The organism is Roseovarius bejariae (genome assembly GCF_009669325.1).
Lineage (GTDB): Bacteria > Pseudomonadota > Alphaproteobacteria > Rhodobacterales > Rhodobacteraceae > Roseovarius > Roseovarius bejariae.
The window spans coordinates 2,235,666-2,249,854 of the sequence record NZ_SZWE01000001.1 but is presented as its reverse complement, the minus strand read 5'-3'; the positions used below and the strand labels follow the sequence as shown (position 1 = coordinate 2,249,854).

At 61.1% G+C, this 14,189-nt stretch carries 15 protein-coding genes; 10 read left to right on the top strand and 5 right to left on the bottom strand.

Annotated features, from left to right (window positions below; translation table 11 throughout):
• The first annotated feature begins 67 nt into the window (after positions 1–67).
• From FDP25_RS10795 to FDP25_RS10775, 5 genes are all read left to right on the top strand, one after another.
• Positions 68–1,786 (top strand): acyl-CoA dehydrogenase, encoded by a 1,719-nt coding sequence (locus tag FDP25_RS10795; protein ID WP_154151578.1) that lies wholly within the window; start codon positions 68–70, stop codon positions 1,784–1,786.
• Positions 1,783–2,829: an MBL fold metallo-hydrolase gene (locus FDP25_RS10790; protein WP_154151576.1), complete on the top strand. Its 1,047-nt coding sequence runs from the start codon at positions 1,783–1,785 to the stop codon at positions 2,827–2,829. The genes FDP25_RS10795 and FDP25_RS10790 overlap by 4 nt, the downstream gene beginning before the upstream one ends.
• 6 nt (positions 2,830–2,835) lie before the next feature.
• Positions 2,836–3,288: a DUF6173 family protein gene (locus FDP25_RS10785; protein ID WP_154151574.1), complete on the top strand. Its 453-nt coding sequence runs from the start codon at positions 2,836–2,838 to the stop codon at positions 3,286–3,288.
• 94 nt (positions 3,289–3,382) lie between these two features.
• Entirely contained in the window at positions 3,383–3,517 is a 135-nt protein-coding gene (locus FDP25_RS10780) for an aa3-type cytochrome c oxidase subunit IV (protein ID WP_154151572.1), read from the top strand.
• 29 nt (positions 3,518–3,546) lie between these two features.
• Positions 3,547–4,173: a hypothetical protein gene (locus FDP25_RS10775; protein ID WP_154151570.1), complete on the top strand. Its 627-nt coding sequence runs from the start codon at positions 3,547–3,549 to the stop codon at positions 4,171–4,173.
• A 4-nt stretch (positions 4,174–4,177) separates the two neighbouring features.
• Here FDP25_RS10775 and FDP25_RS10770 read toward each other — a convergent pair whose 3' ends face one another.
• Together FDP25_RS10770 and FDP25_RS10765 are read right to left on the bottom strand one after the other, a co-directional pair.
• On the bottom strand, positions 4,178–4,504 hold the full coding sequence (locus FDP25_RS10770; protein WP_154151569.1) for an AzlD domain-containing protein: 327 nt from the start codon (positions 4,502–4,504) through the stop codon (positions 4,178–4,180).
• On the bottom strand, positions 4,501–5,226 hold the full coding sequence (locus tag FDP25_RS10765; RefSeq protein WP_343032024.1) for an AzlC family ABC transporter permease: 726 nt from the start codon (positions 5,224–5,226) through the stop codon (positions 4,501–4,503). Before FDP25_RS10765 ends, FDP25_RS10770 begins: the two co-directional genes overlap by 4 nt.
• 56 nt (positions 5,227–5,282) lie before the next feature.
• On the opposite strand from FDP25_RS10765, the gene fdhD reads away from it, so the two are divergent.
• From fdhD to FDP25_RS10745, 4 genes are read left to right on the top strand one after another with little or no spacing between them, the layout of a single operon-like run.
• The gene (fdhD, locus tag FDP25_RS10760; protein ID WP_154151567.1) at positions 5,283–6,173 is read left to right on the top strand and encodes a formate dehydrogenase accessory sulfurtransferase FdhD; all 891 of its coding nucleotides are present in this window, start codon (positions 5,283–5,285) and stop codon (positions 6,171–6,173) included.
• Positions 6,170–6,814 (top strand): molybdenum cofactor guanylyltransferase MobA, encoded by a 645-nt coding sequence (gene mobA, locus FDP25_RS10755; RefSeq protein ID WP_154151565.1) that lies wholly within the window; start codon positions 6,170–6,172, stop codon positions 6,812–6,814. The genes fdhD and mobA overlap by 4 nt, the downstream gene beginning before the upstream one ends.
• A complete protein-coding gene (gene mobB, locus FDP25_RS10750; protein WP_154151563.1) occupies positions 6,811–7,302 on the top strand; it encodes a molybdopterin-guanine dinucleotide biosynthesis protein B in 492 nt (163 codons plus the stop codon). The genes mobA and mobB overlap by 4 nt, the downstream gene beginning before the upstream one ends.
• A 28-nt stretch (positions 7,303–7,330) precedes the next feature.
• Positions 7,331–8,686, top strand: coding sequence for a molybdopterin-binding protein (locus FDP25_RS10745; protein WP_343032023.1), 1,356 nt, complete (start codon positions 7,331–7,333; stop codon positions 8,684–8,686).
• Between the two features lie 185 nt (positions 8,687–8,871).
• Here FDP25_RS10745 and FDP25_RS10740 read toward each other — a convergent pair whose 3' ends face one another.
• The 3 genes from FDP25_RS10740 to FDP25_RS10730 all read right to left on the bottom strand — a co-directional run bounded on the left by FDP25_RS10740 (position 8,872) and on the right by FDP25_RS10730 (position 11,958).
• Positions 8,872–10,179 (bottom strand): TRAP transporter large permease, encoded by a 1,308-nt coding sequence (locus FDP25_RS10740; protein ID WP_154151560.1) that lies wholly within the window; start codon positions 10,177–10,179, stop codon positions 8,872–8,874.
• Between the two features lie 152 nt (positions 10,180–10,331).
• A complete protein-coding gene (locus FDP25_RS10735) occupies positions 10,332–11,375 on the bottom strand; it encodes a TRAP transporter substrate-binding protein (RefSeq protein ID WP_154151558.1) in 1,044 nt (347 codons plus the stop codon).
• 82 nt (positions 11,376–11,457) lie between these two features.
• Positions 11,458–11,958 (bottom strand): TRAP transporter small permease subunit, encoded by a 501-nt coding sequence (locus FDP25_RS10730; RefSeq protein WP_154151556.1) that lies wholly within the window; start codon positions 11,956–11,958, stop codon positions 11,458–11,460.
• A gap of 725 nt (positions 11,959–12,683) precedes the next feature.
• Here FDP25_RS10730 and FDP25_RS10725 point away from each other — a divergent pair.
• A complete protein-coding gene (locus FDP25_RS10725; protein ID WP_154151554.1) occupies positions 12,684–14,186 on the top strand; it encodes a CoA-acylating methylmalonate-semialdehyde dehydrogenase in 1,503 nt (500 codons plus the stop codon).
• Positions 14,187–14,189: the final 3 nt, after the last annotated feature.

Here is a 14,189-nt window from a genome sequence, read left to right as displayed (position 1 = left end):
CAACAGATTTACAGGGCGCGGGCCGCGATGCCAAGGCGTCCGTAATGTAGAGATCAGGAGATTTTACATGCCCTATCGCGCCCCGGTGGACGACTACCAGTTCATTTTCGATCATGTGGTCGGGTTCGGACAAGTTACCTCGACCGATCGCTTTGCCGAAGCGGGCGAAGACGTGGCCACAGCCATCATGACCGAAGCGGGCCGTATGTGCGAAGAGGTCCTTGCACCGTTGCAAAGGGCAGGCGATTTGACCCCCGCGCATCTGGACAATGGCGTGGTACGAACCAGCCCCGGTTTTGCCGAAGGGTATCGGGCGATTGCCGAGGGTGGCTGGGTGTCGATCAGTGCCGACCCAAAGCATGGCGGCATGGGCCTACCGATGACCCTGACGACGGCGGTAAACGAAATGATGAGCGCCGCGTGCCTCTCGCTTCAGCTGAGCCCGTTGATGACTCAAGGGCAGATCGAAGCCTTGGAGCATCACGCCAGTGAAGAGATCAAGGCACTATATCTGCCCAAGCTGGTCAGCGGGGAATGGTGCGGGACCATGAACCTGACCGAGGCACAGGCCGGTAGCGACGTGGGCGCGCTACGAACCAAGGCCGAGCCGAACGGCGACGGCACTTATGCGATTACCGGCCAGAAGATTTACATCAGCTGGGGTGACAACGATTTTGCCGAGAACATCTGCCACCTTGTTCTGGCGCGGCTGCCGGATGCCCCCAAGGGGACAAAGGGGATCAGCCTGTTCATGGTCCCGAAATTCATCCCCGAGGCCGATGGCACGCCGGGCGATCCCAATACGCTCAAGGTGGTCAGCCTAGAGCACAAGATGGGGCTGCACGGTTCGCCCACTTGCGTGATGAGTTACGAAGGCGCGACCGGCTGGCTTGTTGGCGAGGAAAACGACGGGATGCGCGCGATGTTCACGATGATGAACAACGCACGGCTTGGCGTGGGCGGTCAGGGTATCGGCGTGGCTGAAGGCGCTTATCAGCAGGCCCTGGCCTATGCACAGGATCGCACGCAGGGCCGCGCGCTCATGACTGGTGGAACAGGCACTATTCTGGATCATGCCGATGTGCGGCGTATGCTGTTGGAAATGAAGGCGGATGTCTTTGCCGCTCGGTCAATCGCCTTGGCCTGTGCCGTGGCCATCGACATGGAAACCGCAACCGACAGCCAAGACTGGTCGGCCCGTGCTGCCTTGTTGACTCCGATTGCCAAGGCCTTTGGCACCGATGTGGGGATAGATGTGGCCAATACCGGCGTGCAGGTGCATGGCGGCATGGGGTTCATCGAGGAAACCGGGGCGGCACAGTTCGTCCGCGATGTGCGGGTAACCGCGATTTACGAAGGCACAAACGGCATTCAGGCGATGGACCTTGTGGCAAGAAAGATGGCCGATGGTGGCGAGGCGATGAATGCCCTTCTGGATGAGATCGAGGAACAAGCCGAAGGCGCGCGTGGCAGTCTGCCTGATCTGGCCGAACCTGTCTGGCAAGCCAGTGAAACCCTGCGCGAAACCGTCGACTGGATGGTCGGCCAATCCGATTTGAACGACCGCTTTGCAGGCGCGGTTCCATTTCTGCGGGCCTTTGCCCGGGTTTTGGGCGGGCATTACCATCTGGCTGCCGCGATTGCCGAAGGCGGGGATGGGCGGCGCAGTCGACTGGCGCGGTTTTATATCGAGCGGCTCTTGCCCGAACATACGGGCCTTTGCGCCCATGCCACGGCGGGGGCCGAAGGGCTTTACTCCCTCGCCCCCGAGGATTTCGCGGCATGAAGGATGGAGCAAGTGGAACCCTTCGCTACCCGTGGGCCGAGCCGCCCGCGCATGGCGAGGCCGTCGAGGTGGCAGCGGGGGTCTTGTGGATCAGGCTACCGCTGCCGATGGCCTTGGACCATGTGAATATCTACGCATTGGACGACGGCGATAGCTGGACCATCGTGGATACGGGCATTCATTCCAAACGCTCGGTCAGGCTGTGGGAAAGTGTCTTGGCCGGACCGTTGCAGGGCAAGCCCGTGGGCCGGGTGATCCTGACGCACCACCACCCCGACCATGTCGGCATGGCCGGATGGTTGATGGACCGTTTCGGGGCCGAATTGATGACCAGCCGAACCGCATGGTTGATGGCGCGAATGTTGATCCTTGACGAGGAAGAGCGCCCCACAGAACAGGCTTTGGCTTATTGGCGCAGCGCGGGCATGGATCCGGAAATTTTCGAAGCCCGTAGAAACGACCGGCCGTATAATTTCGCCGATGTGTGTTACCCGCTACCAGTGGGATACACGCGTATGAAACAAGGCAATGTGATCCGCGCCGGTGGCCGCGAATGGGATGTGCACATGGGCAATGGCCACGCGCCCGAGCATGTCACCCTCTGGAGTCGCGATGATAATCTGGTGCTGGCGGGCGATCAGATCATCGCCTCGATCAGTCCCAACATCGGAGTCTACCCAACCGAGCCCGACGCCGACCCCCTGAGCGATTGGATGGAGGCCTGCGAGCGTTTGGCGGATTTGGCACGTGACGATCAGCTGGTACTGTCGGGGCATAAGCTTCCCTTCACAGGCTTGCCCGTTCGGATGCGGCAATTGATCGACAATCACCATGGCGCATTACGCCGGTTGCGGGCACATCTTGAAACCCCGCGCGTGGCGGCAGATTGCTTCGCGCCGCTCTTCAAACGAAAAATTGACCGCGGCACATATGGGCTTGCTCTTGTGGAAGCGGTTGCGCATCTCAATCATCTGCATCACGCTGGAGAGGTTTCCCGCCGCAGGCGCTCCGACGGCGCTTGGCTATGGCAGATGAAAGAGTGAGGCACCATGGACGACAAAATCAGCACATCCGCCGAGGCCCACGAGGGCGATGCGCTTCCACGCCGCCATGAGGTGCACGCCGATCCTGCCGCCGGAAATGGCGAGGAGGTTCCTGAAGGTCTGCGCCGCAAGCCCGTGGAACAGAAAAGCCCCGCCGAATGGGCCTATGAGCGGCTGATTCTCTACATCAAGAACTTCGAAGAGCAGCTGGATAACGAACACGAGGTCGCCATGGGCTTTACCGGCGGGGACGCCGGGGTGCTGCGGATCGAGGGGATGGGATTTTTCGACCCCGACATCGTGACATTTTACGGCAGCGACCCCACGGGTGCGAAAACACAGCTTGTCCAGCATGTCAGCCAGTTGAACGTGCTTCTGCGCGCCTTGCCCAAACAGATCGAAACCGAAGCCCCGCGGCGGATCGGCTTCCGTCTTGTGCAGGATTTGGAAAAGGCCTGACCACCTGTGGCAGCTTGGGTCGTGACAGGCGTTTTGAAATGCAGTATCCAACCGCCGAGACACGAATTTGACCTTGAGCAAGGGAACGCGAAAAATGGCTGATCACAAGCATGGCGAAATGGATATCGAGGTGCAGCAGAAGACCTTTGACGGCTTCATGAAAGCCGTTTCATGGTCAGCGGTAATCATCATCTGTGTGCTGATCTTCATCGCCTTGGTCAACGGCTAAGCGATAGATTCTTTTTCGGGGGGTATGTGATGCGCGCAGTGGTTTTGGCGGCCTGCGCCGCAATGGGGTTGAGTGGATGCGCGGCCGAACGCGTTTGGGCCCCTGACGAAGAGGTGGCGAAAGCGACCTATCGGCATGACGGGCCACCGCGCCTGACGCTTTACACGATGCTCAACAACAACAGTGGCGCCGGGGCGCATACGGCCCTTATGGTGAATGGTTCGCAGCGGGTGATTTTCGATCCGGCCGGGTCGTTCAACAAGTCCCGGGTATTGCCCGAACGGAACGATGTCCTTTACGGCATCACCCCTCAGGTCGAGGATGTCTATACGCGTTACCACGCGCGTGAGACCTTTCGCGTGAAAGTGCAGAAGCTGGATGTGTCACCTGATGTGGCCCGCCGAACCGAGCAGGCGGTCATGAGCTACGGTGCCGTGCCACAAGCGATGTGCGCCAACAGCACCTCGAATATCCTTGCACAAGTCTTCCCCGGTCGGGTGAACCAAACGTGGTCGCCCAGAAAGCTGGCTGATGAATTCGCACAGCTTCCGGGAGTGACCGAACGGGTACTTCGCGAGTACGACAGCGACGATAACAGCAAGGTTCTGGACGACTGGAACCCCGAACGCGAGCGCGTCGCACGGGCCGCGAATTAGGCCGTTACCCCAAAATGTACAGGCCGCCGTATAAGGTGGCCGCCCCCAAGCAGATCGACAAGACGACATTGCGGGTCAAGAGCCCGATACCGAGGGTGACCGCAGCCGCAGCCATGCGCGGCACGTCCAACTCTCCGCCCGTCGCTTCGGGCCAGATCACCAGCGGCGCAACCAACCCCGGCAATACCGCCACGGCGGTATAGCGCAGGTGGCGCAAGACCCAAGGCGGCAGGGGCTTATCCCCGATCACCCCCAGAAAGACAAAGCGCAACGCGAAGCTCCCTGCGCCAAGCAGGATGATCACGGTCCAAAGTGCGACAGGATCAATCATGCACCGCCCTCCCGCTCCTTACGGAGGCTGTCGATCAACTCCACCTGTGCGCCGGCCATCATGCCAAGAATGCCCGCAACCAACAGGCCTAGGTTATAGACCAACCCATTCAGAAGAAGCGCGGCCACCACAGACACGAAGGCGGCAGCCAAATGCGCGCGGGTGCGTAACATCGGCGCGATCAGGGCCAGAAAGGTAATGGGAATCGCGAAATCAAGCGCGAAGCTTTCAGGAATGGAATTGCCGATCAGCGCCCCGATCACAGTGAAGAGATACCACAGCGGACAAATCGGAACTGCCACAGCGAAAAAGTAGGTCAGTCTCTGGCCTATCGTCCAATCCGGGTTTTGTTCGAATTTCAATACAGAACAGGCAAAGGTTTGATCGACAAGAAAATACGCCGCCCATGCCCTCTGGCCCAGCGTCGCCTTGCCCAAGTATGGTGTGAGTGAAGCCGAATACATCGCCATCCGCAAGTTGACCGCAAGCGCCGAAACAAGCGCGATCACCGTTGGCACGTCATTTCGCAAAAGCTCCACCGCGGTGAATTGTGCCGCGCCTGCGATCACCAGAACAGACATTGTGAGGGTTTCGAAAACGCTTAGTCCCGCCTCGGTCGCGACCACGCCGAAAAGGGTGGAAAAGGGAATGATCACGAGAATGAAGGGCGCGCCGTCACGCACTCCTCGCCAGAAGATGGATTTGGTGGTTTCCGTCGCCACGCTCTCGCCCTAGATTGCCCTGTATATCCCAAGGGCCTAGCCGTAACCGCAAGGAGATGCAATTGGCCACCCAAGACGATCTGTCCGACTATATCATCGCGCCCGACCCCAAGGCCGCTCGCCTCACCCGCAAGGTGGAAGGCGTGGATCATGAAGGCCAGCCCATGGAAATCGCCGTGGTCGAGGAACGCCCCCTGACGATCTTCCTTAACGGGCAGGAAATCGTGACCGCCATGACCATCGGGGACTACCCCGAGTATCTGGCGCTCGGGTTCCTGCGCAATCAGGGCATGCTGCGAGATGGCGAAACCGTGCAGCGGGTGGAGTATGACGACGATCTGGAAACCGTCGTGGTGCGCACCGATGGGCAGACCACCTATGAAGAGAAGCTGAAGAAAAAGACCCGCACCAGCGGCTGTGCCGTGGGCACCGTCTTTGGCGATATGATGGAAGGGCTGGAGGCCGTCAGCCTGCCGGAGGTACAGGTGAAAACCTCGGACCTTTACACGCTGGCCGCCAAGATCAACCGTACGCCATCCTTGTACCTTGAGGCCGGGGCAATTCACGGCACGGTTCTGTGTCAAGGGGATAAACCCTTGGTATACATGGAGGATGTGGGCCGCCACAACGCCGTGGACAAGATCGCCGGCTGGATGCTGTCCGAAGGGGTCGGCGCGGGGAATAAGGTGCTCTATACCACCGGGCGGCTGACCTCTGAAATGGTGATCAAGACCGCCCTCATGGGCATTCCCGTTCTGGCCTCGCGTTCGGGCTTTACCGCTTGGGGGGTGGAAATCGCCCGGCAAGTTGGACTGACCTGCATCGGTCGGATGCGGGGGCAACGGTTTGTCTGCCTGAGCGGCGAAGAGCGCTTGTTGCGCGACGTGGACCCCTCCAGCGTGCCCAACGAGGACCGCAAGCACCGTCGGAAGGGTGCAGACGCATGAGTGCTCCACTTGGCGTGATCCTTGCCGGGGGGCAGGCCACCCGGATGGGCGGCGGTGACAAGGGGCTTTTGCCGCTTGGGGATAGGGTGATCCTTGACCATGTGATTGCCCGGCTGCGCCCACAGGTGGCGGGCCTCGCGCTCAATGCCAATGGCGATGCCACGCGGTTCGCGGGCTTTGACCTGCCCGTACTGCCGGATTCTATCGAAGGCTTCCACGGCCCTCTGGTGGGCGTTCTGGCGGGGCTGGATTGGGCCGCAGACCAAGGGGCCGACAGCATCGTCACCGTGGCCGCCGACACACCGTTTTTCCCCGCCGATCTGGTGGCCGTGCTGCAAGGCCGGGCGAAAGGCATGACGCACCCGCTTGTTCTGGCTGCCACGCCGCGTGGCGAAGGCGAAAAAACCAAATCCATGAGCCGCTCTGGCCTCATTCGCCATCCCACCTTTGGCCTGTGGCCCGTCGCCCTGCGCGATGACCTGCGCGCGGCGTTGAACGACGGGCTGCGCAAGGTGGTGATCTGGACCGAAAAACACGATGGCCGCGAGGCGGTGTTCGAAGGCAAAAATGACCCGTTTTTCAACGTCAACACGCCCGAGGACTTGGAACAGGCCCGAGCGATACTGGAGGGCATAGCATGAGGGTGTTTGGCGTCGTCGGCTGGAAAAACGCGGGCAAAACCGGGCTGATGGAGCGGCTGGTGTCCGAGATCACCGCGCGCGGGTTTTCGGTGTCTACCATCAAGCACGCGCACCACAGCTTTGACGTGGATCACGAAGGCAAGGACAGTTATCGTCACCGCCACGCCGGCGCGACAGAGGTGCTTTTGGCCTCGGCCAACCGCTTTGCCCTGATGCATGAGTTGCGCGATGAGGAAGAGCCAAAGCTCGAAGCGCTGCTCGCCAAGCTGGCACCTGTCGATCTGGTCTTGGTGGAAGGTTACAAGCGCGATCGCCACCCCAAGGTCGAGGCGCACCGCAGGGTTACCGGCAACCCCCTGATCGCACCGCAGGACGACACCGTGCGCGCTGTGGCCAGTGATACTGAGTTGCACTTGGATCGCCCGGTGTTCGACCTGGACGATACCAAGGCGATTGCCGATTTCATCCTGAAAGAGGTGGGGTTGTAAAGCGCATCCGGGACAGGCACTTCACGACTTGCCCGCAGACGCCATGCGCGCCATGTTGAACATGAACGCCCCCGAGGAAGGTTGGATCATGGGACAAGGGTTTGAGGACAAGTTGAACCAAGCCGCCGAGGGCCTTCGCCCCCCGCCCCTGCGCGATGATTGTTTCGCCTTGCCTGCCGGGGTGGATTGGACGCCTGTGGATGAGGCTTTGGACATGCTACGGGGGCGATTGCATCCGGTTGTCGGGCAGGAGACCCTGCCGCTGAGCAAGGCCTTGGGGCGAGTTTCAGCCAATGATTTGAAGGCCTTACGCGCCAACCCACCACAGGCAAATACGGCGGTGGATGGCTATGGCTTTGCCCATGCCAGTTTGGGGGATGGTGATCAGGTCATGCCCCTCACCAAAGGGCGTGCCGCGGCGGGAATTGCCTTTGATGGCACTGTCCCCGAGGGTCACGCCCTGCGCATACTGACCGGCGCCGCGCTGCCCGAGGGGGTCGATACGGTGATCCTGCAAGAGGACGTGACGCTAGGGGATGGGGCGATTGCCTTTCGCGCGGGTATCAAGCCCGGGGCCAACACTCGCAAGGCCGGGGAGGATGTGCAGGCTGGGGAGGTGATCCTGCGGGAGGGGCGCGTGTTGACGCCTGCGGATATGGCGCTTTGTGCAGCGGTGGGGGTGCATGAGGTGCCGGTACGCAAACGGCTGAAGGTGGCCGTGATCTCGACCGGGGACGAGCTGCGCGAGCCGGGGCAAGTGGTTGAAAAGGGACAGATTTTTGACGCGAACCGGCCAATGCTGGGTGGTTTGGTTGAGCGGTTTGGCTATGATCTGGTGGATATGGGCCGGGTCCCGGATGACCGGGACGCCCTGCGCCAAACCTTTGACCAAGCCATTGAAAAGGCTGACATAATCCTGACATCGGGGGGCGCATCGGCGGGGGATGAAGACCATGTTTCGGCCCTGTTGAACGAAGCCGGAGCGATGGCGGAATGGCGCATTGCCGTCAAACCGGGGAGGCCCTTGGCCCTGGGCCTCTGGAACGGCACGCCGGTCTTTGGCCTGCCGGGCAACCCGGTGGCGGCGATGGTCTGTACCCTGGTCTTTGCGCGGCCTGCCATGAGCCTACTGGCAGGCGGAAAATGGCAAGAGCCCCAAGGGTTTAACATCCCCGCCGCCTTTGAAAAGAAGAAGAAACCGGGGCGGCGCGAGTACCTGCGGGCGCGGGTGCGGGACGGCAAGGCCGAGGTATTCAAATCCGAAGGGTCGGGCCGGATCAGCGGGTTGAGCTGGGCCGAGGGGCTGGTGGAGCTGCCCGACCAAGCGGCGCATATCACCCCGGGAACCCCGGTGCGCTATATCCCGTTCTCAAGCTTCGAATAGCCCGGGGGATTTTTCGTACGAGTCGTACGTTTACACCCCGGTTTTCGTACGAAAATCCCGTCTTTCCAAAAACCGAACGTACGAGTCGTACGAAACGCCCCACCGGGCGCGGCAACGCGCGGTGGGGCAAGGTGGCGTTAAGACTTACGCCGCAGATTGGCATCCTGGGTCATCGGCTGTTCGGATCACTTCAGGATACCTGGCAGCCAGGTGGCGATTTGCGGGAAGAAAAAGATCAGGGTCAGGCCAAGGAACTGGAGCGCCACGAAGGGGCCGACCGAATTATAGACGTCGCCCATGCTGACATCGCGGGGCAGGACACCCTTGATCCAGAACAGGACAAAACCGAAGGGCGGCGTGAGATAGGCGATTTGGATATTCACGATGAACAAGGCCCCGAACCACAGCTTGTCGATTCCCAGTTCATCGACGATGGGAATGAAAAGCGGAGTGCAGAGCATGATGATTGCCCAATCGTCCATCACCATCCCCAGAACGAGGATGATCAGCATCATCATCAACAGGATGCCGGTGCTGCCGCCCGGCATGGACAGCACGAGGTCGGTCAGCAGGTCCTGACTGCCCAAGGTGTTGAAGACGTTGAGGTAGACCGTGGCGCCAATCAGAATCCACAGGCCCATACCGCTGAGTTTCAGGGTGGAAACCAGCGAGTCTATCAAGACCTTTTTCGTCAGCTTCCCGTAAATCAGGTTGATGACGAAGGCCCCTGCCGCGCCGAAGGCCGCGGCCTCGGCCGGGGTGGCGATGCCGCCCCAGATCACGCCGAGCACGATGGCGATCAGCACGGCGAAGGGCCAGATGCTGAGGATCGCGGTCAGTTTCTCATGACGGGTGAATTTCTGCTCGGCGGGCAGGGCCGGCCCGAGATGCGGCTGCATCTTGCAGCGAACGCCGATGTAGATCGTGTAGAAGGCCGCCAGCATGAGCCCGGGCATGACCCCGGCCATGAACAGATCCCCGATGGAAACCTTGGCGAGCAGGCCGTAAAAGATGAAAGGCACGCTGGGCGGGATCAATGCGCCCAAGGCACCGCCCGCCGCGATGGAGCCGATGGCGATACGGCGGTCGTATTCATAGCGCATCATCGAGGGATAGGCGATCTGGCCCATGGTCGTGGTCGCCGGTGGCGTGATCCCGGTGACGGCGGCAAAGACGGTGCAGACCTGCACAGTGCCCATGGCCAGCCCACCGTGGATGTGGCCGATCAGCTTGTAGACCGCGTCATAGGCGGCCTCGGCGATGCCGGAAAATCGTATGAGCGACCCCATGAACAGGAACAGCGGAACGGTCACCAGAACCGAGTTCCACGGGGTCGAGTAAAACGCGCTTGGAACGGAAAGCAGGGCGCGTGGCTCGAATATCATGGCGAAGAGAACCGCCGTTCCGCCAAGGCCGAATGCCACGGGAAGCCCCATGAAGAGGATCACAAACAGAATGATGAAGTACAACGCCGTAATGAGTTCGAGGCTCATGTTCCCTGTATCCCTTGCTTAGAGGCTGCTCACTAGAACCAGTGCAATCAATGTCCCGGCGCCACTCCAAGCAGTGCATGGTGCCCCGGATCGCGCCTCTGGCCCGGTATGACCGGGCCAGAGGTCTGTTCAGACCGTGCGATCAGCCGGTCTTATTCTGCCTTGTCTTCAAGGAAGCGCTTGAAGATCTCGACGCCCTTGGCGTTGCCATCGGACGCCTCGGCGACCTGTGGCCAGACCTTCTGAATCGACATTTCACGCATCCGCGCGACTTCCTCGTCGCTCATCTGGATCACTTCGCCGCCACTGTCCTTGAGGATTTGCAGGGCCTCTTCCACGCCGTCCGCGTGCATGCGGCTGGTTTCGAAGTAGGTTTCCTTGAACACGCCGTCGATCTTTTCGCGCTGCCAATCTGTCAGGGCGTTCCAGCTGTTGAGATTGATGTAGATCTCCTGGTGCTGGGCGGGGTTCCAGCCGGGCATGATCGCGTAATCGACCACCTCGTCGAACGACATGTCGTCGATCCCGCCGGTATCCCAGTAGGTGCCTTCGATCGTTCCCAGCTTGATCGCCGTGTAGATTTCACCGGCGTTCATGGAAACCGGCGAGCCGCCCACGGTGGAGTGGAAGATCGCCTGCGGACCACCGGCGCGCATCTTGCGGCCTTCGAGGTCTTCGATCTTTTCGACCGGGAACTTGGTGAACATCGCGTTCGGGCCCTGGTTGGTCCAGCCTGCCCAGTGCAGGTTGCGGGCGTGGGCCGCCTCCTGAACGATGTCACCGACGCGGTAGTCGGGGTTACCCCACATCACTTCCCAGGCTTCCTCGGTGTTGTTGGCGCCCATGGCGAGGCCGAAGGCCAGCATGCCTTCGGGCATGTCGCCGCCGTAGACCGAGCCCCAGCCGGCATAGCCATCAGTCAGGCCCGCCGCGGCGGCGCCGAAGGCTTCGGAGCCACTGACCAGGGCACCGGCGGGTTCGACCCGGATTTTCACGGTGCCTTCGGTGGCCTCTTCGACGGCTTCGACCCAAGGCATCAGGCCGTTGTCCCACCCGGCATCGGTTTGGTCGAAGGCGGGTTGGAAGGTCCATTCGGTGACCTCATCGGGCGGGCCGTCCTGGGCCAGGGCACCGGATGCGGTGAGGGCCACGGCCCCCGCCCACAGGGTTGTGCTCAGGTATCTGTTCATCTTCATTTCGTTTCCTCCTTGTTTATGGTGTCGTTTCTTTTTGTGTTCTTGGCCCCCGAACCGGCGGCGCCGTGTCAGGGGCGGTCGTTCACGCGCGGCCGAAGATGATTTTCAGGTCGCGGATGAAGTGTTTGATGACGATCAGCAGGACCAGGGCGCCACTGACCGGGATCGCGAACTTGATCGGGTAGATCGGGATCGGAATGGATGTCGGGGTGTGCTGGTTCAGCATCAGCGACAGCGAGGCCGCCTCGTACCCCTTCCAGATCAGGGCGCCGAGGAACAACACCGCGAAGGGAGCTGTCAGGACGTCCAGAATCGCCTTGGAGCGGGTGCTGGCGCTGGCATAAAAGAGGTCCAGCTTGACGAAGCTGTCGTGTTGCAACGCGTAGACCCCGCCGGCGCAGGCCAGAAGGACCATGGCCGCTTGCAGGGTCGTTCCGATCCATTGCGAGGGGGCGTTCAGCGCGTAGCGCATGAACACGTCGGAGACGCCGAACACCATGCAATAGAGGATCAGGAACCAGCCGATACGGCCCATGACCTCGGATATGGCGTGGGTGATCCATTCGAGCCCGCGCATCAGCATGGGACACACCTTGAATTTTCCATGATCCTGTTCTCCTCCTAGAAAGTCATACCCGGGCCGAGGGGGCAATTACCGATCTCGTCGCGTGACCTGCGTCATAGGTTTGGTCGCTTCGCAAACATTCCGAACCCATTCAAACCGCCTCCCCCGGTTGCCACTTTCCAACGCTTGAGGGGCGCAGTCTTTGGTGCGCTGACCGGTCCCAAGCCCGTACAGGAAACGCTATGGTCCGCCGCCGAGAAAGATACAGATGCCGGTTAACAAGGGTACAGATTACAAGCTGTGCGTGGCGGCGTTGAGGGCGTCGGTCCGGTTTGCCGGGGCGCAGCGCATCCTTTCCGGTGCGCAGAGGCAAATGACGGTTTGACGCCGTTTCCCGGTGGCTGTGAGGCGGTCACGTCCTGATGAACAAGGGCCTAATGTCTTTTGGTTGCAACGCTGTTCAAGAGTAGCAAGCGGCACAGGAACGGTCAAACGGCATGGCGGTGACAGGGTTGGGCGCTTGCCCCCGGGGGGCCTGCGGCGGTCGTGATTGGCCCGGTGCGACATGCATTTTGCTGCGCTGAGTGCTTTGGAATCTGTCACCTTCAGCGTCCCGAACTGTACCTGTCCTGCGCCCCTTTGATCGCCTTACCACTGTGAGACGGATGGAAACCCCACGCGTTTCGCAGGTTTGTGGCCCCATGGGCCGGATCGCGAAACCCCCAACTACGGAGGCCCAAAAAATGAGCCCTATTGGTCACTTTATGTCGAACAAGCCATGGCCCGGCACATCCGATCGCATCGGAGAGATTCGCAACCCGGCGACGGGTACGGTCACCGGGCAGGTATCGCTTGCCAGCAAGGCGGATGTGGATGCCGTCGTCGAGACCGCCGCCAAGGCCCTGCCCGGCTGGGCCGCCACCCCGCCCGCCAAGCGCGCGACGGTGATGTTCGAATTCCGCGATCTGTTGAAACAGCACACCGACGAGCTGGCCAAGCTGTTATCGGCGGAACACGGCAAGACCCTGCCCGACGCCAAGGGCGAGATCGCGCGCGGAATCGAGGTGGTCGAGTTTGCCTGTGGCATTCCGCAACTCCTCAAGGGCGAGTATTCCGAAGCGGTGGCGCAGAACGTCGACAGTTTCAGCGTCCGCCAGCCGGTTGGCGTTGTCGCGGGAATCACCCCGTTCAACTTCCCGGCCATGGTGCCGCTGTGGATGTACCCCGTCGCCATTGCCTGCGGGAATACCTTTGTCCTCAAGCCCTCGGAGAAAGACCCCAGCGTCGTGATGCGAATCGCCGAGCTTCTGGCCGAGGCGGGATTGCCCGAAGGGGTGTTCAACGTGGTGAACGGCGACAAGGAGGCCGTCGATGCCCTGCTGGACAATCCCACGGTGGAAGCCGTGAGCTTTGTCGGATCAACCCCGATCGGGCACTATATCTATTCGCGCGGCACGGCCAACGGCAAACGCGTACAGGCCCTGTGCGGCGCGAAAAACCACATGGTCATCATGCCGGATGCCGATATGGACCAGGTCGTCGATGCCCTGATCGGGTCGGCCTATGGCTCGGCCGGGGAACGCTGCATGGCGGTGTCGGTGGCCGTTCCGGTGGGCGAGGAAACCGCCGACCGGCTTGTCGAGGCGCTGGAGCCGCGCATCCGTGCCCTGAAAATCGCACCCTACACCGACCCGGAGTCGGAACTGGGCCCGGTGATCTCGAAGCAAAGCTACGACAAGATTCACAACCTGATTGCCGACGGCATCGAACAGGGCGCGAACCTGGTGGTCGATGGCCGTGACATCACGCTTCAGGGCTATGAAGAGGGGTATTTCATCGGCGGCTGCCTGTTCGACAACGTCACCACCGATATGTCGATCTACAAGGAAGAGATTTTCGGCCCGGTCCTGTCGGTCGTGCGCAGCGGGGACTATGACACTGCAGTTCAGATGATCAATGACCACGAATACGGCAATGGCACGGCCATTTTCACCCGCGACGGCGATGCGGCGCGCGATTTCTGGGCGCGGGTGCGCATTGGCATGGTGGGGGTGAACGTGCCGATTCCGGTGCCGGTGGCCTATCATTCCTTCGGTGGCTGGAAGCGGTCATTGTTCGGCGATCACCACATCCACGGCATGGAAGGCGTGCGGTTCTATACCCGGCTCAAGACCATGACCACGCGCTGGCCTTCGGGGATTCGCACCGGGGCGGAGTTCAACTTTACCGGCGGGAAGGACGTCTGAGCC

Bases quoted from the DNA above. Each gene is read 5' to 3' on its own strand.
- FDP25_RS10795 (WP_154151578.1), top strand. From the start codon at position 68: ATGCCCTATCGCGCCCCGGTGGACGACTACCAGTTCATTTTCGATCAT.
- FDP25_RS10790 (WP_154151576.1), top strand. From the start codon at position 1,783: ATGAAGGATGGAGCAAGTGGAACCCTTCGCTACCCGTGGGCCGAGCCG.
- FDP25_RS10785 (WP_154151574.1), top strand. From the start codon at position 2,836: ATGGACGACAAAATCAGCACATCCGCCGAGGCCCACGAGGGCGATGCG.
- FDP25_RS10780 (WP_154151572.1), top strand. From the start codon at position 3,383: ATGGCTGATCACAAGCATGGCGAAATGGATATCGAGGTGCAGCAGAAG.
- FDP25_RS10775 (WP_154151570.1), top strand. From the start codon at position 3,547: ATGCGCGCAGTGGTTTTGGCGGCCTGCGCCGCAATGGGGTTGAGTGGA.
- FDP25_RS10770 (WP_154151569.1), bottom strand. From the start codon at position 4,504: ATGATTGATCCTGTCGCACTTTGGACCGTGATCATCCTGCTTGGCGCA.
- fdhD (WP_154151567.1), top strand. From the start codon at position 5,283: ATGCAATTGGCCACCCAAGACGATCTGTCCGACTATATCATCGCGCCC.
- mobA (WP_154151565.1), top strand. From the start codon at position 6,170: ATGAGTGCTCCACTTGGCGTGATCCTTGCCGGGGGGCAGGCCACCCGG.
- mobB (WP_154151563.1), top strand. From the start codon at position 6,811: ATGAGGGTGTTTGGCGTCGTCGGCTGGAAAAACGCGGGCAAAACCGGG.
- FDP25_RS10740 (WP_154151560.1), bottom strand. From the start codon at position 10,179: ATGAGCCTCGAACTCATTACGGCGTTGTACTTCATCATTCTGTTTGTG.
- FDP25_RS10735 (WP_154151558.1), bottom strand. From the start codon at position 11,375: ATGAAGATGAACAGATACCTGAGCACAACCCTGTGGGCGGGGGCCGTG.
- FDP25_RS10730 (WP_154151556.1), bottom strand. From the start codon at position 11,958: ATGCTGATGCGCGGGCTCGAATGGATCACCCACGCCATATCCGAGGTC.
- FDP25_RS10725 (WP_154151554.1), top strand. From the start codon at position 12,684: ATGAGCCCTATTGGTCACTTTATGTCGAACAAGCCATGGCCCGGCACA.